Here is a 22,193-nt window from a genome sequence, read left to right as displayed (position 1 = left end):
TTTTTTTAATGAGCCGCAAAGATACGGAATGATTTGAAATTACCGAATTCCGATTTAGTAATTTAAAAACTGAACACTAATTCGCTACCTCACTAATAAACTTAATACGGTATAAACGCAACTCTTCATCGTCATAATCACCATCAAACTCATCAATTGCCACGTCTATTTTATCAGTATCCGATTCCATAAAGTAATCATGAATTTCTTCCTGCTGATCTTCGTCTAAAATATCTTGAATCCAGTAATTAATATTCAATTTGGTACCAGAATAAACAATAGCCTCCATTTCCTTTATAAAATCGCTCATGGACATCCCCTTGGCAGAGGCAATGTCATCTAAAGGCAGTTTTCTATCTATGTTTTGAATGATATAAAGTTTAAGCGCAGAATTTGTTCCTGTAGACTTAACAATCATATCGTCGGGACGAACAATATCGTTTTCAGCTACATATTTGGCTATTAATTCCACAAAATCTTTACCGTATTTTTTAGCTTTTCCTTCACCAACACCATGTACATGTCCCATTTCTTCAATTGTTATAGGATATTTCAAAGCCATATCTTCTAATGAAGGGTCTTGGAAAATTACAAAAGGGGGAACACCCAATCGTTTTGCGTTACGTTTGCGTAAATCTTTAAGCATATTCATCAGAGCAACATCAGCAACCGCATTGCCGCCTTTGGATGCGGTAACAATAGCGTCATCAACTTCTGAATTAAACAAATGGTCTTCCGTCATCATAAAAGATTCTGGATGCTTCATATACGCCAAACCAGCTGGTGTCAGTTTTATAACGCCATAAGTTTCAATATCTTTTTTAAGGTAACCAGCAACTAAAACTTGACGCGTTAAAGCCATCCAGTATTTATCAGTTTCAGATTTACCAAGCCCAAAAAACGGTTGTTCGTTGGTTTTATGGGACTTTATCAAAGCATTTTCTTTACCTATGATAACTTGAACTAAATCTTTAGATTTATATTTCTCATTCGTTTTAGAAACCGTTTCTAATAAAAGCAATACGTTTTTTTGTGCTTCGTGTTGTTTCTTCGGGTGGCGCATATTATCGTCCATATCAGCACCTTCACCCGTTTCTGAATCAAATTCTTCCCCAAAATAATGAAGAATAAATTTTCGCCTAGAAATAGATGTTTCAGCATAGGCTACGACTTCTTGAAGTAAAGCATGTCCAATTTCCTGTTCGGCAACAGGTTTACCTGACATAAACTTTTCTAGTTTCTCAATGTCTTTGTAGGCATAAAAGGCCAAACAGTGCCCTTCTCCACCATCACGCCCAGCACGTCCAGTTTCTTGATAATAACTTTCAATACTTTTAGGAATATCATGATGTATTACAAACCGGACATCTGGTTTGTCAATTCCCATTCCAAAGGCAATAGTAGCAACCACAACATCAGCATCTTCCATTAAAAACATATCTTGGTGGCTAGCACGCGTTTTGGCGTCCAACCCAGCATGATAAGGAACAGCTTTTATACCATTCACTTGAAGTGTCTGTGCCAATTCTTCAACGCGTTTACGACTCAAACAATAAACTATTCCAGATTTCCCTTCATACTTCTTAACGAAGCGAATAATATCGGCATCCACATTTTTGGTTTTCGGGCGGACTTCGTAATATAAATTGGGTCTGTTAAAGGATGCTTGAAATGTTACCGCATCATGAATACCTAAATTTTTAAGAATATCCTCTTGTACTTTAGGGGTTGCTGTAGCGGTGAGACCAATAATAGGAATGTCATCACCAATCCGTTCAATAATACTTTTTAAATTTCGGTATTCTGGTCGGAAATCATGACCCCATTCACTTATACAATGAGCCTCATCTACAGCCATAAATGAAATTTTTACCGAACGTAAAAACTCCACGTTTTCTTCTTTGGTAAGCGATTCCGGAGCCACATAAAGCAATTTGGTTATTCCGGATGTGATATCGTGTTTAACTTGTTTAATCTCGGTTTTATTCAAAGATGAATTTAACACATGAGCAACGCCATGATGATCAGAAACCCCACGAATGGCATCAACTTGATTTTTCATTAAAGCAATTAAAGGTGAAACGACTATAGCGGTCCCTTCTTGCATCAACGCTGGCAACTGGTAACATAACGATTTTCCACCACCTGTTGGCATAATGACAAATGTATCTTTTCCCGATAAAATACTTTTTACTACTGGTTCTTGCAGACCTTTAAAAGCATTAAAACCAAAATAGGTTTTTAAAGCAGCATGCAAGTCTTTTTCATTTACAGACATGTATCGTTTTTAAAATTTTATTTTCCCTCATTTAAAACGCACTGTATTGAATTTTGCTATTAATTAATTACGAGTGCATTTACAGAACTCTCATAATTATTTTTGTTAGCTTTGCAACATTCAAAAACCAACAAATTAATTATTTAGTTTGAATAACTTTAAAGATAATAAAATCTTTAAAAGCATCAACCCAAAAAAATAATAAATTTTGAAAACTCAAAATACAATCTTACAGACTGCTAAACAGACAATTGACATGGAAAGTCAGGCCATTGCTAACCTTTCCGCTTTGTTAGACACCAATTTTTCGGATGCAGTTACCTGCATATTTAATTCCAAAGGCCGTGTAATTATTACAGGAATTGGTAAAAGTGCCATTATTGCAACTAAAATTGTGGCAACCTTAAATTCCACTGGAACACCTGCTGTTTTTATGCACGCAGCCGATGCCATCCATGGCGATTTAGGTTTAATTCTTAAAGAAGATGTCGTTATTTGCATTTCTAAAAGTGGTAACACGCCTGAAATTAAAGTACTTGTTCCATTAATTAAACGAGCTAAAAATAAAATGATTGCTATTACGGGTAATCGCGATTCATTTTTAGGAAAAAATTCAGATTACCTACTCAATACTTTTGTTGAAAAAGAAGCCTGCCCTAATAATTTGGCACCAACTACAAGTACAACAGCCCAATTAGTTATGGGTGATGCATTAGCAGTTTGCTTATTAGAGCTTCGTGGTTTTACAAGTAATGATTTTGCTAAATACCATCCAGGTGGCGCATTAGGCAAAAAATTGTATTTACGGGTAAGTGATATGAGTGATGTAAATGAAAAACCACAAGTTAATCCAAACACCAATATTAAAGAGGTAATCATTGAAATTTCCGAAAAAATGTTGGGCGTTACAGCAGTTGTAGAAAATAATCAAGTTGTTGGAATCATAACGGATGGCGATTTAAGGCGTATGTTGACAAAATCAAACGATTTTAGTCATTTCACGGCAAAAGATATCATGGGTGCAAACCCAAAATGTATAGATGCCAATGCCATGGCTGTCGATGCTAAAGAACTCATGGAGTCTAACGGAATTACCCAGCTACTAGTTGAAAAAAATGGGCAATATGCTGGTGTGGTTCATATTCATGACCTCATTAAAGAAGGTATTATATAATGGCAAAGAAGAGCATCAATGACATGTCGTTTCTAGACCATCTGGAAGATTTAAGATGGCATTTAATTCGGGCAACTGTGGCAGTCTTAATAGCTGGAACACTTGCTTTTTTAATGTCTAATTTTATTTTTGAAACCATTATTTTTGGTCCAAAACGCATGACTTTTCCTACCTATCAATGGTTATGTCAGGCATCACAGTTTATAGGTGTAGACACAACGTTTTGTTTGGAGGAGTTTCCTTTTAGAATTCAAAACCGGACTATGGCAGGACAGTTTTCTGCACATATTTGGACCTCCATTTATGCCGGATTAATAATTGCTTTTCCGTATGTGGTCTATCAATTTTGGAAGTTTATAAGTCCAGGTTTAAACCCAAATGAACGCAAACATTCTCGTGGTTTCATCATTATTACATCCTTATTATTTTTCATTGGTGTCCTATTTGGCTACTATATTGTAACCCCTTTATCCATTAACTTTTTAGGAACCTATAATGTCAGTAGCGAAATTTCTAATGAAATAGATTTGAGTTCCTACATCGCACTTGTTAGATCGTCATCATTAGCTTCTGGATTGGTATTTGAATTACCAATTGTTATTTATTTTTTAACTAAAATAGGATTGGTAACACCACAAATACTAAAAAAATACCGCAAGTTTGCTTTGGTTATTGTGCTAATTATTTCAGCTATTATTACACCTCCAGATATTGCGAGTCAAGTTATAGTAGCTATTCCAATATTAATACTGTATCAAATAAGTATTTATATTTCTAAAATAGTTGTTAGAAATCAAGCGAAACAAGCAAAAAAGAATTTGAAAAAACCGTAATTTTTAAACTTAAAAGGCGTTAAACTTTATTTAAATTAAATTAGAAACATAAAATTCTCGCCACGATTTTACTATTTTAGCCTAGAGTATAAACCTATGAAATTAAAAGCAGAGCATTTAATGAAGTCCTATAGCGGCCGAAAAGTCGTTAAGGATGTATCTTTAGAAGTAAATCAAGGGGAAATTGTTGGTCTTTTAGGGCCTAATGGTGCTGGTAAAACCACTTCATTTTACATGATTGTGGGATTGATTAAACCCAATGGTGGCAGCATTCACCTAGAAAACACCAATATTACCAAATACCCTATGTATAAAAGGGCTCAAAATGGTATTGGCTATTTAGCGCAGGAAGCTTCTGTTTTTAGAAAATTAAGTATAGAAGATAATATTTTAAGTGTCTTACAACTTACCAAGTTAAGCAAGAAAGAGCAACAACATAAAATGGAGTCGCTTATTGATGAGTTTAGCTTAGGGCATATCCGAAAAAGCCGAGGCGATTTGTTATCAGGTGGTGAACGTCGTCGTACAGAAATTGCACGCGCTCTAGCAACCGACCCTAATTTTATCCTTCTAGACGAACCCTTTGCCGGAGTAGACCCTGTAGCCGTTGAGGATATACAGCGTATAGTAGCACAGTTAACCAAAAAGAACATTGGTATTCTTATTACCGACCATAACGTACAGGAAACATTAGCCATTACGGATAGAACGTATCTAATGTTTGAAGGTAGTATTTTGAAAGCTGGTGAACCAGAAGAATTGGCTAACGACGATATGGTTCGTAAAGTGTATTTGGGTCAAAATTTCGAATTGCGTAGAAAGAAAATTAGGGAGTAGTTGTTAAGTAAACTATTTGAAACGTATTATCAAATATTGAATAATAGAGGTATAACAAATACACCAACATAAATAGCCAAAAACCCTTCCTGACACTGTTTAGAAGTACCCTTAAAACCTTTAAACACCCAGGTTATGATAGCCCCTAAATCTTCGAAAGCGGTAAAGCTTCCCTTCCTATTTTTTTCATTTGGTAAATAAGACCTGTTTTCTCTAAAATAATAATCTTATATATTTAATTCTATATTTCTTTCAACCTCAAACCTCACTCTACGCAACCACAACGCAACAACTTTACGGCTCCTAACACCCTAACTTCGCGGCTTCTTATGAAATCACAATTCAACCTAATAGCTAACAAATACACAACTTAATGCCATTTCTAACCACGAATCCTTCCAACAAGCCACAAAACAAACTTAAAAATTACCACCGCTAAAATACCAATGGCTAAACCAATTAAGAATTCCCTAATAATAGCTGGCCAAGATACCAATACGTGATGAAAGAAGTCTATATTATGCGCAAAAATACCACCAGAAACTAATAGTAAAGCAATTGTTCCAATTACAGAGAGACTTTTTATTACATAGGGTAAAGCATTAACTAAAATAGTTCCGAATCCATGCATAAAACCCGCTCCATTACTTTTCGCTACGAGTTTTAAACCAAAATCATCCATTCTAACAATTAAAGCTACTATACCATAAACACCAACCGTGGCTATAATAGCAACTATAGAAACAACCATAATTTGAATCAGTAGCGTTTGTTCTAAAACAGCACCTAAAGCGATAATGACGATTTCAACCGACAAAATAAAGTCCGTTATAATTGCTGATTTTACTTTCGATTTCTCCACATCCAGAATAGCCGCTTCTGAAGGCACTTCAGTAACAGGTAATTTAGCTGCAACAGGCTGCTTATGGGGTACAACGTATTCATAAATTTTTTCAGCACCTTCAAATGCTAAATAAATACCACCAAGAACCAAAATGATTGTAATGGCTTTTGGCAAAAAAGCGCTTAATAAAAAAGCTATTGGTAGAATAATTAACTTATTAAAAAAAGAGCCTTTGGTAATGGCCCACAAAACAGGCAATTCTCTGGAGGACACAAATCCCGAAGCTTTTTCAGCATTAACCGCTAAATCATCACCAAGAATACCGGCTGTTTTTTTAGTAGTAACTTTACTTAAAACAGCCACATCATCCATGAGAGCTGCTATATCATCAAGTAGGGCAAAAAATCCTGAAGCCATAAATTGTAAAAATTAATTTAATTAAAATCCATTACGCATGAATGCTTTTAGCTGTAAATAAGGACATTAGTACGTATAACAAAATAACCAACGGAATAGCCGCAAATTGCAAAACAATTAACAAAACAACCGTAGCTATTAAAAATACGTAGCGGGATATGTTCGACTGAAAGTCGTAGGTTTTAAATTTTAAAGCAAATAATTTTATCGGCGCATTCAACATAAAAGTGCTAACCAACGTCATACCTACTAAAAACCAAGGGTTTAAAATAAGGGCATTCATACCATCGTGATTCTGCAATTCTATAATTAGTGGCAAAGATAAAATAAGTAGCGCATTAGCTGGCGTTGGTAAGCCTTTAAAATAACTTTGCTGCTCATCGTCTATATTAAATTTCGCCAAACGATAAGCCGATGATAGGGTTATAAAAAATCCCAGATAAGCCAAGGGTGCATAAGGCAATGCATCAAAAAAACCAGAGGAACTCCAAAGTGTTTCAGCATCTTCCAAAGCCAACGCACCACTTGCTATATGCAAAAGTTTAAACATCACTATTCCCGGTACCAAACCACTTGTTACCATATCAGCAAGCGAATCCAACTGGACACCTAGAGGACCTTGCACATTTAGTTTGCGAGCAAAAAAACCATCAAAAAAATCAAAAAATATGCCTAAAAACACAAATATAGCCGCCATTACAAATTGGTTGTTTACGGCTAATACAACGGCTATACAACCACTTAATAAATTTAAAAGGGTAATAAAATTAGGGATATGCTGTTTCATAGTTTAAGTTGATAATCGTGTAAAAATAACAAACTATTTACGTCTAAAACAAGAATTAGACAATAACTCAACGATTTTCAAGTTTAATATGTTGAAAAATTGTAGCATATTTGCAAAAAAGAATTGTATTTGAAAGCATTACGAATCACAGTACTCGTTTTTTTAGTTTCTGTAACAGTTTATGGTCAAGCCGTCCGAAAGTATTCTAACGAATTTATGAATATTGGTGTGGATGCGGCTGCATTGGGCATGAGTAATGCCGTTACAGCACATTCAGCCGATGTTAATTCAGGCTACTGGAATCCAGCTGGACTGGTAAATATTGAAGACAAGCAATTAGCGCTTATGCACTCTAGCTATTTTGCTAATATTGCTAATTATGATTATATGGCATTTGCCATGCCTATTGATGACAGGTCCGCAATTGGAATATCTGTTATCCGTTTTGCGGTAGATGACATTTTAAACACCACCCAATTAATTGACGATGAAGGAAATATAAACTACGATAGAATAAGCCTGTTTTCAACTGCAGATTATGGCGTCACTTTTTCCTATGCTAGAAAACTCCCGCTAGACGGTTTAAATTATGGGATTAATGCCAAAGTAATCCGTAGGATTATTGGCGATTTTGCTTCGTCTTGGGGTTTTGGCCTAGATGCAGCTATTCAGTTTGAAACGGATAGCAACTGGAAATTTGGTGTCATGGCGCGCGATATTACAACCACCTTTAATGCTTGGGCTATAGATGAAGAAGAGTTTGCAACCATACAAAATGCCGTGGAAGGACAAAACCAAGAACTCCCAGAAACAACAGAGATTACCATACCAAAATTACAACTAGGCGCCTCTAAAAAATTTATCATCCGGTATGATTACTCGCTACTGGCCGAAGTAGATTTAAACATTCGCTTCGAACAAAACAACGATATTATTTCAACATCTTTTGCCAGCATCACGCCAGCTGTCGGTTTTGAATTTGGCTATCTGGATATGGTGTTTCTACGCACAGGTGTTGGTAACTTTCAAAACGAATTACAAATAGACAACAGCGAACGCGTGTCTTTTCAACCAAGCATTGGATTAGGATTTAAATACAAGGGGATTCAAGTAGATTATGCCTTTACCGATATTGGCGACCAAAGTGTGGCCCTCTACTCCAATGTCTTTTCTTTAAAATTAGATTTTAGCATCTTTAGATAACCGGTTTTTATGAACATCCGTATTTTAGGTCTTTTTCTCGTACTAGGTTTTCAACAGGTTTTCAGCCAGCAATTATCAACACAAGCAGAAGTTAGTGTCATAACCATTGGTCCTGGAACCTCTTTAAACGATGCATTCGGTCATAATATTTTCCGAATACGCGATCGGGCTAACGGCTTAGATGTCGGTTACGATTATGGAAGATTCCCGTTTAACGAACCTGGTTTTTACTTGAATTTCGCCCAAGGGAAACTCAACTATTCTATTGGGAAAAGTAAATTCCAAGACCTGAAAGATTTTTACATCTGGCAAAACAGAACCATCACAGAACAAGTATTAAATATAACATTAGAAGAAAAACAAGCCTTACTTAATTACTTAATTACGAATTACAAACCAGAAAACCGAGACTATTTGTACGATTTCTTTTTTGATAATTGTGCCACTAAAATTAGGGATGTACTACAAGTCGTCTTAAATAACAACATCACCTTTCACGAGCCAGAAAATTTCAAGCCACAAACATTTAGAAGCCTTATTCGCGACAAAGTACCAGCAAATTCTTGGGGAAGTGTGGGAATTGATCTTGCTTTAGGCTCCGTAATAGACCAACAAGCAACCGCAGAAGAGCACATGTTTTTACCGGCTTATATCCAAGCATTTTTTAGTCAAGCAACTATAGGCGACAGGAAATTGGTTAAGAGTGAAGAAACCATATATCAGGAAAAACCAAACCCATCCAACTTAGACGTTCTATGGAGTCCCTTGGTTATGTTCAGCATCATAAGTGTAATAATGTTAAGTATAACGTATTCAGATTTTAAAAAACTAACAAGAAATAAGATTTTAGATGCTACCATACTCATAATAACAACCTTGCTTGGTATACTTATTTTACTATTATGGTTTGCAACAGATCATCAAGCTACTGCTCAAAACTACAACCTCTTATGGGCTTTTCCCTTAAATGTAGTATTGGCATGGCACATTAACAAAACAGACCCAAGACCTTGGGTATTAAAGTTTTTAAAATTTTTAATAATCATGCTGTTTTTAATGAGTTTTCATTGGATTGTAGGCATACAAGTATTTGCTCCGGCATTAATTCCGCTGTTGGTAGCGCTATTTATTCGGTACAGTTACCTCATTATTTACTTTAAGCAGCGAGTAGAATTAAACTAGCAATGGCTATTAGCGTGTCAACCAAAGAAATTGGTCCTTCAAACCAAAACGTATTGAGAAGCACGTCTGGGCGCATCTTCAGAAAAATCTCAAACCACAAGCTCTGCACCTTTCCCGTTTTACTTATAAGTTATAAATTTTCACCTCTAAAACAAACACCTAAACAACTACTGACCCCTAAAATAAACCATGGTCCCAATAGTTTTCACCATGACATTAAAATCCAGGAAAAAGCTGCGATGTTTAATATAATACAAATCATATTGTAATTTTAATAAACTATCGTCAACCGAATTTCCGTAACGAACGTTAACCTGAGCCCAACCTGTTAATCCAGGTTTTATAATATGACGGGTTTCATAAAACGGAATCACTTGAGACAGTTCTTTAACAAAATAAGGCCGTTCAGGTCGTGGACCAATCAAGCTCATATCACCCATTAAAATATTTAAAAATTGAGGAACTTCGTCCAACCGTGAACGTCTTAAAAACTTTCCAAATGGTGTAATCCGACTATCATTTTTTGTTGCCCAAACGGCACCGCCAGTTTCTGCATGATTAACCATGGTACGGAATTTAATAATTCGAAATAAATGACCATTTTTTCCAACACGTTCTTGTAAATAAAACAACGGACCTCTATTACCAATTAAGTTCCCAATTAAAATAAGAGGCACAAATAAAAGACCTAAAAAACTACCTATTAGGGCTAGAATCAAATCAAACGTCCGGTGAAAAAACAAGTACAGTTTATTTTGGTTGCTCCTGCTAAACGGAAAATATTTATAAAAATCTTTCCCTACAAACTGAACGGGAACGCGGTAAGTAATATCTTCATACACTTGCGTGTACTCTTTTATAGGAAAACCACGCTCTAACAAAGTAATTAAATCATAGTAAATATCAGAAGTAATCGTTTCAGCATTATAGCTAGCTACAACTATTTCAGATATGGACTGCTCTTGTATAACTTGATGGAGGGCTTCAGGAGGATATTCAACAATATCATGAAACCTAATACGGTCTTGCATAACTTGCTCACAGTTAATATAACCCACGATTTTATAACTTGGATCCGCATGCTTAAAAGCATTTACTATGGTCTCAATATTGGAAGTCTCTCCTACAATCAGCACTTTTTTATAAAACCGAGGTGATGTAATAAAATAAACATACACCAACCGCCAAAGGCACAGCGCTACTATAATAGCCAGATAAAAATAAAGAATCTGTAACCGGTTGGAAGGTAATAAAGGGGTTAAAAAAGGGGTCAATAAATAAAACAGAACGGTTACCGATACCGTTAAAACAATATTAGCAAATACTTTGTCAGGTCTACTCGCTTTCTGTAAATCATACAGTTCAAAAACTGTCCCAAAAATAGTTATATAAACGACTAAAACGCCTACCCATGTCCAATTTTCAGGTGTAATGGTAAAATAATCAAAATGAAACCAATTACTAACAAAATACAGCGATAGCAGAATACTAAAAACATCTACCAATCGCAAAAGCAACTTGCGTTCCGATATATTAAAGTGAATAGTCTGTTTTCCCATGAATGTATTAATAGCTTGGTAAAGATAATAAGTTCACAAAATCTTGCAAGTTTATTTACAGTTTGTAGTTTTAGAACACAGACATACTAGTTCAAAATAACAAAGCCCTCACCAGAATACCTGCTTGTCCCTAATCCCAACCGCAACAATGTACAGTCTTCAACCCGAATTTTCAGCCTGTCACTTTTCATTATTCATTATTCATTTTTCACTTGTCACTCAACACCTAATGCCTAATGCCTAATAATTTTCTCACTTCCAACTAGAAACCTTACCTGCCTGCCAAAAAAAAAAAAAACTAGCAAGCACAAACTACATATCCAAAACCTCAAACCACTTACCCTTAACAACCGTCCAATCAAACTCCTCAACCATATCGCGGGCACGTTTAGTCATCGTGTGAGTCGCTTCCCTATCAGATACCAGCTGTACTATAGCGTTTTCAAAAGCTACAGCATCATTTGGTGGCACCAATAAGCCGGTTTCTCCATGGTTTATTAGATATGGCAAACCACCTACATCAGTTGATACTATGGGCAAGCCTAATGCCATGGCTTCTATGACACTCACCGGCATATTATCAAAACGAGTGGTATTGATAAACACATTATAATCAGCAGCTAAAGCCAACCAATCCGCTTTCGGTAATTTCCCGGGAAACCGCACGGATACAGCCATATCTTCGGCTAATTGCTGGGTAGCTTGAAAGCTTCCATCACCAGAATCTGGACCTACCATACAGAGCTCACAATCATAACCAGCATCCTGTAAACGCTTTAAAACCCGAATAGCGAGTTGGGGGTTATAAATAGATGAAAAAGAGCGTACCCAAAGCAGGCGAATGCTTTCATACTGTTTCTTTTGATAAGGATAATACCCAATAGAAAGCGAATTAGGAATATACACTACGGGTGCAAAGCGAGTCCGATTAAAAGCAACCTGTAAAAATTTGGAAGGAGAAACCAACCGGTAAGCATACTTAAATAGTAAAGCACTTAATTTTGGCGAACCCGCTAATCGGGTTAGTAATTCGCCACCATGCAATATGGGGATATAAGCAAGTCCTAACAAGCGGCAAAGCTGACTTACCAGTAACGCATAATAAAAATTACTGGTGCTATAAGTATCTATTAAAACCACGTCAGTACGTTTCGCAAAGTAGCAGACGCTGCAAAGCATATCCAGCAAACGTAACAGTTTGTTGGGTTGAGACGACGCATAATGCACGGTATAACCTTCGGCTTCAAGCAAGGGCCCTAAAACAGCAATGGCAGAAATATTAGTTTGTGCTGTTCGTAAGTTGTTTCCTATGTATAGGACGTTTGTCATGTGTTACGTGTAAAAGGGCTAATCCATAGATAAATGCTGGCATAGCAATCCGCATGGACATATGATTAATAGTTAAAAACCAAAAGGCTAAAAAGGCATAAAAATAGTAGTTCTGCCGGTTTTTAGCGCGCATGTCTAAAGGCTTAAAGATAAGGATCAGGAGAATGACCACGCCAAAAATACCATGTTCAGCTAAAGTACGACTTAACTCACTATGAGACGTAACCCCTTGCCCATCCTCTTCTATCCGTTGATCTTTGGCCCGACTGGAGCCAATGCCCCAAAAAGGGCTAGCTACAAAACCTTCCAATTCTTCTTCAAACAACTCAGCACGCCCTGTGGTTAAACCTTGTTTATCACGACCTAAATGATCTTTATTGGCATACCGCAAATTTACCAAGCCATCGGTTTGATTGATACTCACAAACCAAGTCATCACCAAACTAATACAAAACAATCCAAAAATAGCAATAACTTCATTACGCTTTTTGGCTCGGGAATGACGATAATAGTAAAATAAAAAAATCAAAATAGCCATAACAGCAGCTATCACACCGCCACGGCTCAAAGTGGTAATAGCCCGAAAGGTTATGAGGCCTAAAATAGTGGCGTTCAACAGTTTCAATCCTAAATTAGGAGATTTAGTAAACAACCGCACAGCCATAACAAACATTCCCAAACCTAAAGCTGCAGCAACTTGATTAGCGCCCCAGCCGCCAGAGGCTGCTCGATTAGAAGCTGCACTGGTTAAAACATCCCGTAAATTAGGCGTATATAAATAAACATAGGCCGTATGGGCTATAATAGGCAAAGCCATAAACAGCATAATTTGAGACATTTGATGAAACGTCACCCGCTTATCATAACAAAACAAAGCGGCAAGCCCCAAACAAACCGGGCCACTCAAAACAAAGGCAATGTTCGTTCTAAAGTTGGCATCAAAACTCAAGGTGGTTGAGGCCACAAAAATGGAAGGTATTAAAAACATGAGGTAAATAAAATAAGGGTAGCCCTTACCAGATAGCCCTTTATAAAACATCCCAATAAGAATAAAAACAATAACGATATACTTTCCAGCTTCGTAAGAAATGGCCCCTTTGGTGGTTCTCAAAAACACCTCGGCACCAACAAAATAAGCACAAGCCTTCAAAACTTCATACGTTTTTAAGGAATCCGCAACAGATATAATTCGATATAAAAAATAAAAAACAGCACCAAAAAAATAGACTTTAGCAAGCGTTTCATTCAAATAAATGAAAACACCCAAAGCGGCATGAAATCCAATGGCACTGATATAGGTTATATTGGTTTTCAAAGAATCAAATATAAATATTAAGTATGATTAAAGGACTGCAAGGTAATACAAAATGGCTAATTGAAAGACAGGGATAATAACAAACAAACATTTAATCAAATATCTTTTTATAGTTATCCAGTGGAAATTTATAATGATAACTCTTACCCATGACATACACCATAAAATGAATCATAAAAACTGGAAAAAGAGGTCGAGCACGTTTTAAATACCAATCGTAAATAGTATTCCGATAATTACAAATTAAAAAAGGAATGATATCAGGATTCAAATAGTTCGTATCCACCTGTTTCCATGAAATGGTTTGGTTGGGAATAAAAGAATCATAAACAACAGATTGTCCGGAACGGATGGATTCATATACTTCAATAACAGAAAGTGGCCTACCTGTGGCGTTAAAAAATAAAACACCCCAGGACGGGTCTACTAAAACCCACTTTTGAAGTTCCTCAATATACACCTCATTAAAAGAATGTCCACCATTGGCTCGATTAAAGGGGGCACTCGTGGTGCCCCATTCCCGAACCTGAATATCATTTATAACACAAAAATTATTAAAAACTTGGGCCATATCACTACAAACGCCACCGGCACCATGTAACAAGGTTTCTAATGCCTTATCTGATGGCTCACTAAGACCAGGCCCTACTTTACTGTTCGCAACGAGCCAAATAACCAATTGCTTAACGACCATTAAATCAGATTCTGGTTTACCAGTATTAAAAATTTCTGAATTCACGGCATGATAAAAAATAGGAATATCAGATTTCTTATTTAAGGCATTGTAACAACAAGAATCTATTGCCGCCTGGTTAGAATTTTTGGATAAAAGTCGAAATCGCGTAACATATAAAAAAGGATGACGCTTTAAAGTCCAATGCAGTTTTTTAAAAATCATTAACTAGATGACCTATAATTAGTTTGGTTTAAAAATATCATTTTTTTTTTAATAGACCGTCTTTATTTAAAAAAATGACAACTTATAATACAGATTCCAAAAGACGTTGATTATAAAAGGAATAACTAAAACGGTTCATATCAGCTAACGAGTGCGCTTTTAAACCAGTATAGGCTCCTGGTTTCAAGCTTAAAAATTGGGCAAGACATGCTATTAAACATGGAACATCCAAGGTTTCCATTAAAAAACCATTAACACCATGATGCACATAATGACTTATAGATGATACATTGGAGACAATAGGAACACAGCCAAAATTCATAGCCTCGGCTATCACTTTGGGAAATCCTTCAGAAGCAGAGGGTAATACGATACCATGGCAGCGTTTATAAATAGCATGTACGGCATCACGAGACAAATAGCCATGAAAAATGACAGGCATGGCTAAAGCACTAGCTTCAGCTTCATAGTAAGCCTGCAAGGCTCCAGTACCCACGATATGGATGGTACCGATTCTTGGTAACAAAGTCCTATCCATTTGAGCAAGGGCTTCTAGTAAAAAATCCAAACCTTTAGCAACTTCCAAACGGCCTACAAAACAAAAATCAATAGGATATTGAAGAACCTTTTGCCGAATGGTGGCCTGTCCGTCTAGGATATTTTGTGCTGTTAAACAAGGGTTTTCAAAAGACAAACAATGGGACGGCTGATCATCCCAAAAACCATTGATAGTAACGGGTCGCGACTGTTTTTCCAACAGCCATTTTTGAAATCGATAAGCCAAGGGTGGATGTGGTTGTTTCCAATTACCAGCATATTTAAACCAACCTGACTTGGATGTAAACCATACCAAATAAGGAATAGTAAAAACGCCTATTCCGGTAGGTGCCCGAAATTGAAAATAATCGGATTGGTTTAAGGCCGTTCGAACGCGGAATAAAATGGTAGGAATATGAAATACTATACCCAGTTTAGCTTGCCACCCGGTTCCACCAACAGCGGGTAAACTCACAAATGCTATCCGTTCTGAAACATAAGGAATGGCACTTGGTGGTGCAACACTGGTATGAAGCATAGCCACATGAATAATACGATCAAAAACAGCTAAAAGCTCATTAATTTCAGTCACCGTGGACCCGAGACCAACAATAGTACCATCGGCTCGTAAATAATGTTCTGTATGCGAAATGATGGTTAAAGTTTTCATCGAATAAAAGCAATATAGTGTAATATAATTTGGTTCCAGTCATGTTGTTCAGCCCAGCTCCGAGCTTGTTCACGGTAAACTAATGGTTCCGCTAAAATACGGGATACATAACGAGTAACAGCTGCAGCATCAAAGTCAGGTACTAAAAATCCAGAAAACCCATCTTCTATGGCATCTGCAATACCACAGTTTTTAGAACCAATAGCAGGAATTCCTAAAGCATTCGCCTCTAAAATAGCAATTCCAAAACCCTCCACATCGCCCGTAGGACTCTCGGTACTCAACATAACAAAAACATCGGTAGCTTGGAGAGTGGCTTGTAAGGCATCATCAGATAAAGCACCATGAAATGTAACATGCAATTCAACACCTAAAGCTTGAGCCTGTTTTAAAAACGCAGGGGCTTCAGTTGGGATGCCAACACAATGATATTGAAGGTTTGGATACCATCGAAGTAAATCGGGCAACAAATGAATAACTTGCAATTGTCCCTTTCGGGTACTCACACGCCCAACAGTTGTTAAAACAGGACTACCAGGTAATGTGGTTTTTTTGGTTGGTATCATAGGCCATTTCTCAAGAGCAATACCGTTTGGTATTACGGTTACATCACGGTGTAAATGGGCAATTAAAGCCTTGGTGTAATGAGAAACCGCTACCAAATTATCAAAGCGCTTTAACGATGCTTCAATGGCTTTTTGAGTAGTTCGTGTTTTAAAATTTACTTCACTTCCATGCAAAACGGCTAGTGTAGAGCGTTTATAAATCAGGCTGCAAAAGGCAACATTCCACAAGGAAAACTTACCTGTAGCAATCACCAAATGTGCGCGCTTAAAAGAGCGGAGGGTTTTTAAAATCCGATTAAAATACATGAGAAACCGTGGTTGTCTCAAGGCAATGCGTTGCACTGCAAAGGGTAAAATCGCATCAAACGCAACCTCTTCCGCATTTTCGGCATCGCGCTGATCGGCTATCACATGAACCTCATATTGGTTTTTAGCCAAATACAAAGCCAAATGGTAGGCATGATTACCTATACCACCCGGTTGTGGTGGAAATTCAGACGTAACAATAAGAATGCGTTTTTTATTCAACCTACTAAATTTTGATACGTTTTAACTAGTAACTACTCACTAGTAACTATTAACTATTAACTATTCTCCATTCACTATTAATTTTTCAAGCTTCAATCTCCAACCCCTAATCCCCAATCCCAACTTTTCACGCGCCACTATTAACCATTCACTAATCATTCTAAAAATCCAATCCTATCACCTGCCTCCAATTTTCTACTTGCCAAACGCCAGGAACTAAAAACCTGAACCAAAACCACAGGAACCAGTAACAGGCTTAAAAAAGCACCAAAAAGTAACAAGAACCGATTGGTTTTAAACTGATAGGGCAAAATAGAAGTCGGTATGGTGCGCCATAAAGCCAAACGTGCCGCAGTATTCCCATAATAGTTTCTAAAATAATACAACACACTGGGTATGGGTCTAGGTGCAAAAAAAGTGGACGGCCTAAAAGCATCCCAACTCCCCATCTCGCGCAAACCACCGGTTCCCGCTTTCACATCAATACAACTCGCATAAGGATTCGAAATGCTGCGAATCCCTGCTAAATAAACCCGCGCACCAAACTCCCCATCACCCATACGTTGTTTTTCAAACTGCCGATCAAACAAACCAACCTCCTCAAAAACAGACCGATACAATAGCGCATTTCCAGTTGCAAACTGGGTAGCTATAGCAAAAAAAGAGCGGGCTTTAGGTATGCTATGCCCTTCCGGGTAAAAAACACCTGCTGATACCTGCGCATCAAAAAAATCAAGACAAGCTATGTGTTTAGAAAGCCAGTCTGAGGGAATCCGTACATCGTCTTCAGATAAGGCTATTAATGAACCCTTTGCGGCCTGTATAGCCGTGTTTCGTGCCAACCATAAAGCTTTTTCTTCTTGGCGTATCACACGAATAGGTAAATCAAACGCTTGGTAAAAATCAGCTTGAAAGGGTTCCGATTGATCCACAACAAGCAATTCAAAGTGCAGATAATCTTGCTTCTCAAAATCTAATAAAACGGCTTTTAAATAGGAATACCGATTCAAAGTAGGAATCACCACACTCACCAAAGGACTTTTAGCAAGAAGTTCAGATTGATAATGATTCCAATCAGAATACAAAACAGGCGTAATAGCAGTAACCCGTTTAATATGGGAGGTTTGAATCCAAGCACGAATATCGGTTATGGGATTATGAAACGTAAACAAACGCACCAACAGAACATAAAACACCCATACCGGATGAAACTGCTTACGAATAAAGTGATAGTTATCCCGCACCGAAACTTTTTTAAAGTGAGTATAATAGGACACATCACCTATAAATCCAGATTGAACGGCTTGCCAAGACAAATCATAATCCTGCGCTTGTTTTGAACGATAACGCGTATCAACCTCAAACTGGTTGATAACGGATGGCGGTAAAGCATCTACGCGCGGAAAAGCACTATTACCAGCATCCGTAAATAACCGGAAGTAATGGGTGGGCTGTAAGTATGTTAAAAAAGCAAATGGCATGATAGGGTTCAGTCTTTTAATAGGATATTTTGCAAACGGCCAAATATGAGATCTTTGTCAAAATTTGTAATATACAAATCCTTAAAATAACTGGAAGGCAAACCAGAGTTATTAAAATAAGGGGTTAAACGTTCAATGAGTGAATCCCTAGAAAGTGGATCAAAAGTAATTTGTTGTAACAGGTCTTTTTTTTCAATAAATGTCAACGCACCAAATTTAGAAGACACAATAACAGGTCTGCCTAATGAAATGGCCTCTATAAAAACCAGTCCAAAAGCCTCTGCCAAACTTGGTAAAATAATAACGTCCATTTCTTGGTAAAAGGTAATCATATCCACAGCGGATAAATGCCCTCTAAAGACAAGTTGACTTTCAATGGATAATTGAGCAGCCTGATCTCGTAATTTAGGCTCATTGGGACCACTCCCAGCTATATGACATTCATAATCATTTTTATTAAAACAAGCTAAAGCCTCTAGAACTAACGATTGATTTTTATGATCAACCAACCGGCCAGGACATCCTATTTTAAGATATGGAGTCGAACGGTCCGTTTTCGTGCCCATAACGTCTTGATCTGAAATATGCGACCAAAATGGAACGGTTTCAATTTTGGCTTGTGGCACCTGAAAAGCGGTACATAATTCGTCTTTAGTATGGTGCGAGTTGGCAATGACAATATCTGCTAATTGCAAAAAGCAACGCTTAATAAATATATTAATAGCAGTAGCATTGGTCTGTTCGTTTAGGGAATGAAACCAAACAATATTTTTTTGGACCTTAAATAACCTACCAAAAAGCAATGCTGGATTCACATAACTGAAATTCGATAAAACGACATCGGGTTTTACCGTTTTAATAATTTTAAAAACTTCATAATAATTTTTCAAGTAGCCACCCTTCTTTTCTACAGTAAGTAAAACCTGATTGTTAGCATCTTGATAGGCTCGAGATTTTAAGGAAAAATTATGAACCTCATGACGGTCTTCCGCCAAACGCACGGAAACCTCTTCAAAAAATTGAGATAGATAACCTTGATTTCGTGTATAAAACAGTAAAACAACCATGATATCTGTTAATAATTCTTTTTATAGTTCCAATAAAAGGATCGCAAGTCTCTATACAGTTTGTAGTTTGGTAATTGGCGTTTCTTATTATTTCTAGCATGCGGAAAGGCATCTTCAGGAATCGTTTCTATATGTAAAAAATTGCAAAGTGTAGGATAATCAAAATTCACACCCATTTCCATGACTAAAAAATTTGGCTTATTTTTAAAAAAATTTAGAACTTCATTATTGTGTTTTTCAAATAAGGTCTTATACTCATTTTCATAGCCTTCCGCACAGGGTACCTGATATATTTTCTGGTGGAAAGGAATTCGAATACTACCAAAAAACCTTTTTACACTATTGAACCAATCATCAGTCTCCCGTATTGTTAATATAAATTTAGCATCAGGATACAACTCATAAAGCTCTTGATAAAAAAGCGGCCAAGGCATATCTTGAACAGCATCCCAATTTTCTAGCGTATTTTGAATATAGTTTTTTAATTCACCTGTTTTTTTAAATTTCAATAAATTTTTATCAACACAATATACTTTATATCCAAGTCTCTGTAAAGCTAAATCCAAAGAAGTGGTGCCTGTTTTTTGAAACCCAATAACAAAAACTTTTTGTTTCATTCTAAATCCATATTTCCTATTAATTATATAGTAACGAATAGGCTTTCAAATCCACTTTTATAAACCAGATATTTTTTAGACAAACCTGTGTTTATTAGGTTCTGGTTATAGCTGTTAAAACTGAAAAACACCTTTATTTATTAAATTTTTGTGAATTTCAACATAACTTGTTGCTTATCAGAATTCTTTCCTGTATCATGTCCTAAACTCAATAAATCTCCCAAAACATCTACTTTCATTCCATTTTTGGCCGCCAATGTATTATAAAATTCAAGACTACGAAAAACAATTGGAAACTCTAACCAAGTACCATCTTTAAAATCTGCCAAATTAACATTAGCATAAAACTCACCATCAGCAGCTAAATATTTCGAAACAAACTGAAAACAGCTTTCTGCAATGGCATCCTCCAAATGAATTAAAACAGAAAATGCAAACATCACATTGAAAGTCACATCAAATTCTACTTCTGAAAAATGATTAAATGCAATTAAATTCGGTTTTTTACCTTCTAATTTAGCGGTTCTAATTTCGTCTTTACCTTCTTTCAAAACTTCATCGCGGACATCCATTCCATAATAATTACCAGTTACAAGATAATCTATTAATGGAATACCACCTCTAAGAGTTCCGCAACCAATATCCAGGAATGTATCCGTTTTTTGAAGTCCTTGTTCTTTTAAGAATTGAAATTGAAAATCTCTTGTATATTTCCATACATTAGGAGCACCAACAAGTGAGTGTCTTATTTCTTGTTTAGATTTTACAATCCTTTTAATAACCCTTTTAACTCCTAAAAATGCTTTTTTTGACATATATTTCGTTTTAAAATAATAAATACGGGTATAACCAGTCCTATTTATAAGCCACAGCTATCAAATGAGCCGTATGCTCCGCACGCGTTTCCACGCCTTTAGACTGGAATCTATTAACAACCGTACCTACTAATGATTGTACAAATCGAACAGGATTAATCGTTTTCAAGCTTTGCAAGCTCCAAACTCGGTACCTACCAGTGCTTACAGCATAATGAACCTCAACCGTATCAAAATAATGGGACAACAAATCATGCAACCCTTGTCGTGTGTAATGCCGAACATGATCCGGATTTTTTCCTGGCCCTTCATTTTTAATATAATCACCATTGGGTGTGGTAAAATACGCCCAGCCACCTTTTTTAATCACCGCTGCAATGTGTTTTACAAATAAAACATCGGCTTCCACATGCTCAATCACTTCGATACTCACCACGGCATCAAAACGGGCTTCTTCTATGGTAGATTGTGTCATATCCTGAATGATAACATCTGTTATATTGGAGCGTTTTTTCTGAATAGTAGTTAAAATAGAATCCGTAAAGCCTAAATTCAAGGCTTCTTTCGTTCCCGCTTCTTGTGGCACATCCAACAAGGTAACTGCGGCTGGTAAATTAATGGTATAAGGCGATTTCCGGCCACCCACATCCAAAATAGAAAAGGGTTTTCCAGATGATACACCAGACTTTATAAGCCGTTTAATGTCATTACGTACCGTAACCAAATGGGTTGTCATCAAAGGAAACGTCAGCCAACGCATAAATTCGTAGGTGGTCATGAATATAATATTACGTTTTAGGTTACAATAATAAGTGTTATCTGCAAGATTTCCACAAGGTTTCGTAAAAAGCTCTAATTTTTTAAAAATCTAAATTAACAATAACAAAATCAACAGAGTCATAATCAATTTTTCTAATGCCTTAATCGAATACTGTTTTAGAAAATTAACGAGCGCTTTAGCCTGGGCGTATGCTGTTTAAAATATACCAAACTGGGCCTATCGAAAATGTGTCCTATTAGCTGTGTGCCAAAGGAAGGAACTAGAAACCTTAAATTTCTAATACGTGAACCCAAGCGTTTTAAGAAATAGCAAACTACAAAATTAAGTGAACCATCAAATGACAAAGTGATTATGAATTAAACTCATAAAATGAACAGACCCAAACGGCCTACGTTTCGTTTCCGTAGTAAAACAAATAAAAGCCGCAGTAAGGACAGCGGAGGATGGCCTAGCGCAGCGGTTGCCATCCGCAGGC

Annotated in this window: 19 protein-coding genes; 5 read left to right on the top strand and 14 right to left on the bottom strand. The window is 36.7% G+C overall.

What is annotated here, in order from left to right:
• Positions 1 to 76 precede the first annotated feature (76 nt).
• Entirely contained in the window at positions 77 to 2,278 is a 2,202-nt protein-coding gene (locus BM239_RS08835; RefSeq protein WP_092207646.1) for a RecQ family ATP-dependent DNA helicase, read from the bottom strand.
• A gap of 256 nt (positions 2,279 to 2,534) precedes the next feature.
• Between BM239_RS08835 and BM239_RS08830 the strand changes: the two genes are divergently transcribed.
• The 3 genes from BM239_RS08830 to lptB all read left to right on the top strand — a co-directional run bounded on the left by BM239_RS08830 (position 2,535) and on the right by lptB (position 5,122).
• A complete protein-coding gene (locus BM239_RS08830; RefSeq protein WP_092207644.1) occupies positions 2,535 to 3,452 on the top strand; it encodes a KpsF/GutQ family sugar-phosphate isomerase in 918 nt (305 codons plus the stop codon).
• On the top strand, positions 3,452 to 4,285 hold the full coding sequence (tatC, locus tag BM239_RS08825) for a twin-arginine translocase subunit TatC (protein WP_092207642.1): 834 nt from the start codon (positions 3,452 to 3,454) through the stop codon (positions 4,283 to 4,285). The genes BM239_RS08830 and tatC overlap by 1 nt, the downstream gene beginning before the upstream one ends.
• A 96-nt stretch (positions 4,286 to 4,381) precedes the next feature.
• Entirely contained in the window at positions 4,382 to 5,122 is a 741-nt protein-coding gene (lptB, locus tag BM239_RS08820) for an LPS export ABC transporter ATP-binding protein (RefSeq protein WP_092207640.1), read from the top strand.
• Between the two features lie 382 nt (positions 5,123 to 5,504).
• Here lptB and BM239_RS08815 read toward each other — a convergent pair whose 3' ends face one another.
• Both BM239_RS08815 and BM239_RS08810 read right to left on the bottom strand, forming a co-directional pair.
• On the bottom strand, positions 5,505 to 6,383 hold the full coding sequence (locus tag BM239_RS08815; protein ID WP_092207638.1) for a DUF808 domain-containing protein: 879 nt from the start codon (positions 6,381 to 6,383) through the stop codon (positions 5,505 to 5,507).
• Positions 6,384 to 6,414: 31 nt separating this feature from the next.
• The gene (locus BM239_RS08810) at positions 6,415 to 7,170 is read right to left on the bottom strand and encodes a CDP-alcohol phosphatidyltransferase family protein (RefSeq protein ID WP_092207636.1); all 756 of its coding nucleotides are present in this window, start codon (positions 7,168 to 7,170) and stop codon (positions 6,415 to 6,417) included.
• A gap of 129 nt (positions 7,171 to 7,299) precedes the next feature.
• Here BM239_RS08810 and BM239_RS08805 point away from each other — a divergent pair, with 129 nt between their 5' ends.
• Complete coding sequence (locus BM239_RS08805) at positions 7,300 to 8,373, top strand: putative type IX sorting system protein PorV2 (RefSeq protein ID WP_092207634.1); 1,074 nt, start codon at positions 7,300 to 7,302, stop codon at positions 8,371 to 8,373.
• Between the two features lie 9 nt (positions 8,374 to 8,382).
• Positions 8,383 to 9,555, top strand: a complete 1,173-nt coding sequence (locus tag BM239_RS08800) for a lipoprotein N-acyltransferase Lnb domain-containing protein (RefSeq protein WP_092207632.1) — start codon at positions 8,383 to 8,385, stop codon at positions 9,553 to 9,555.
• A 167-nt stretch (positions 9,556 to 9,722) separates the two neighbouring features.
• Here the strand turns inward: BM239_RS08800 and BM239_RS08795 are convergent, their stop codons facing one another.
• The 11 genes from BM239_RS08795 to BM239_RS08745 all read right to left on the bottom strand — a co-directional run bounded on the left by BM239_RS08795 (position 9,723) and on the right by BM239_RS08745 (position 21,715).
• Positions 9,723 to 11,114: a sugar transferase gene (locus BM239_RS08795; protein WP_092207630.1), complete on the bottom strand. Its 1,392-nt coding sequence runs from the start codon at positions 11,112 to 11,114 to the stop codon at positions 9,723 to 9,725.
• Positions 11,115 to 11,426: 312 nt separating this feature from the next.
• On the bottom strand, positions 11,427 to 12,443 hold the full coding sequence (locus BM239_RS08790; RefSeq protein ID WP_177209014.1) for a glycosyltransferase family 4 protein: 1,017 nt from the start codon (positions 12,441 to 12,443) through the stop codon (positions 11,427 to 11,429).
• On the bottom strand, positions 12,394 to 13,758 hold the full coding sequence (locus BM239_RS08785) for an O-antigen ligase family protein (protein ID WP_245758216.1): 1,365 nt from the start codon (positions 13,756 to 13,758) through the stop codon (positions 12,394 to 12,396). Before BM239_RS08785 ends, BM239_RS08790 begins: the two co-directional genes overlap by 50 nt.
• A 91-nt stretch (positions 13,759 to 13,849) precedes the next feature.
• Complete coding sequence (locus BM239_RS08780) at positions 13,850 to 14,656, bottom strand: transglutaminase-like domain-containing protein (protein ID WP_092207627.1); 807 nt, start codon at positions 14,654 to 14,656, stop codon at positions 13,850 to 13,852.
• A gap of 82 nt (positions 14,657 to 14,738) precedes the next feature.
• The gene (locus tag BM239_RS08775; RefSeq protein ID WP_092207625.1) at positions 14,739 to 15,863 is read right to left on the bottom strand and encodes a glycosyltransferase; all 1,125 of its coding nucleotides are present in this window, start codon (positions 15,861 to 15,863) and stop codon (positions 14,739 to 14,741) included.
• Positions 15,860 to 16,957: a glycosyltransferase family 4 protein gene (locus tag BM239_RS08770; protein ID WP_092207623.1), complete on the bottom strand. Its 1,098-nt coding sequence runs from the start codon at positions 16,955 to 16,957 to the stop codon at positions 15,860 to 15,862. The genes BM239_RS08775 and BM239_RS08770 overlap by 4 nt, the downstream gene beginning before the upstream one ends.
• A gap of 155 nt (positions 16,958 to 17,112) precedes the next feature.
• Positions 17,113 to 18,438, bottom strand: coding sequence for a glycosyltransferase family 2 protein (locus BM239_RS08765; RefSeq protein WP_092207621.1), 1,326 nt, complete (start codon positions 18,436 to 18,438; stop codon positions 17,113 to 17,115).
• Positions 18,439 to 18,446: 8 nt separating this feature from the next.
• The gene (locus tag BM239_RS08760; protein ID WP_092207619.1) at positions 18,447 to 19,505 is read right to left on the bottom strand and encodes a glycosyltransferase family 4 protein; all 1,059 of its coding nucleotides are present in this window, start codon (positions 19,503 to 19,505) and stop codon (positions 18,447 to 18,449) included.
• Between the two features lie 8 nt (positions 19,506 to 19,513).
• The gene (locus BM239_RS08755; RefSeq protein ID WP_092207617.1) at positions 19,514 to 20,122 is read right to left on the bottom strand and encodes a sulfotransferase family protein; all 609 of its coding nucleotides are present in this window, start codon (positions 20,120 to 20,122) and stop codon (positions 19,514 to 19,516) included.
• Between the two features lie 140 nt (positions 20,123 to 20,262).
• Positions 20,263 to 20,937, bottom strand: coding sequence for a class I SAM-dependent methyltransferase (locus tag BM239_RS08750; RefSeq protein WP_092207615.1), 675 nt, complete (start codon positions 20,935 to 20,937; stop codon positions 20,263 to 20,265).
• Between the two features lie 40 nt (positions 20,938 to 20,977).
• Positions 20,978 to 21,715: a class I SAM-dependent methyltransferase gene (locus BM239_RS08745; RefSeq protein ID WP_092207613.1), complete on the bottom strand. Its 738-nt coding sequence runs from the start codon at positions 21,713 to 21,715 to the stop codon at positions 20,978 to 20,980.
• Between the last annotated feature and the right edge of the window lie 478 nt (positions 21,716 to 22,193).

The organism is Algorimicrobium echini (assembly GCF_900115185.1).
Taxonomy (GTDB): domain Bacteria; phylum Bacteroidota; class Bacteroidia; order Flavobacteriales; family Flavobacteriaceae; genus Algorimicrobium; species Algorimicrobium echini.
The sequence above is the reverse complement of the archived record's forward strand: the minus strand, read 5'-3'. Positions and strand labels throughout refer to the sequence as shown.

Bases quoted from the DNA above. Each gene is read 5' to 3' on its own strand.
- BM239_RS08810 (WP_092207636.1), bottom strand. From the start codon at position 7,170: ATGAAACAGCATATCCCTAATTTTATTACCCTTTTAAATTTATTAAGT.
- BM239_RS08835 (WP_092207646.1), bottom strand. From the start codon at position 2,278: ATGTCTGTAAATGAAAAAGACTTGCATGCTGCTTTAAAAACCTATTTT.
- BM239_RS08750 (WP_092207615.1), bottom strand. From the start codon at position 20,937: ATGTCAAAAAAAGCATTTTTAGGAGTTAAAAGGGTTATTAAAAGGATT.
- BM239_RS08745 (WP_092207613.1), bottom strand. From the start codon at position 21,715: ATGACCACCTACGAATTTATGCGTTGGCTGACGTTTCCTTTGATGACA.
- lptB (WP_092207640.1), top strand. From the start codon at position 4,382: ATGAAATTAAAAGCAGAGCATTTAATGAAGTCCTATAGCGGCCGAAAA.
- BM239_RS08755 (WP_092207617.1), bottom strand. From the start codon at position 20,122: ATGAAACAAAAAGTTTTTGTTATTGGGTTTCAAAAAACAGGCACCACT.
- BM239_RS08815 (WP_092207638.1), bottom strand. From the start codon at position 6,383: ATGGCTTCAGGATTTTTTGCCCTACTTGATGATATAGCAGCTCTCATG.
- BM239_RS08760 (WP_092207619.1), bottom strand. From the start codon at position 19,505: ATGGTTGTTTTACTGTTTTATACACGAAATCAAGGTTATCTATCTCAA.
- BM239_RS08775 (WP_092207625.1), bottom strand. From the start codon at position 15,863: ATGAAAACTTTAACCATCATTTCGCATACAGAACATTATTTACGAGCC.
- BM239_RS08795 (WP_092207630.1), bottom strand. From the start codon at position 11,114: ATGGGAAAACAGACTATTCACTTTAATATATCGGAACGCAAGTTGCTT.
- BM239_RS08780 (WP_092207627.1), bottom strand. From the start codon at position 14,656: ATGATTTTTAAAAAACTGCATTGGACTTTAAAGCGTCATCCTTTTTTA.
- tatC (WP_092207642.1), top strand. From the start codon at position 3,452: ATGGCAAAGAAGAGCATCAATGACATGTCGTTTCTAGACCATCTGGAA.
- BM239_RS08790 (WP_177209014.1), bottom strand. From the start codon at position 12,443: ATGACAAACGTCCTATACATAGGAAACAACTTACGAACAGCACAAACT.
- BM239_RS08800 (WP_092207632.1), top strand. From the start codon at position 8,383: ATGAACATCCGTATTTTAGGTCTTTTTCTCGTACTAGGTTTTCAACAG.
- BM239_RS08830 (WP_092207644.1), top strand. From the start codon at position 2,535: ATGGAAAGTCAGGCCATTGCTAACCTTTCCGCTTTGTTAGACACCAAT.
- BM239_RS08765 (WP_092207621.1), bottom strand. From the start codon at position 18,438: ATGCCATTTGCTTTTTTAACATACTTACAGCCCACCCATTACTTCCGG.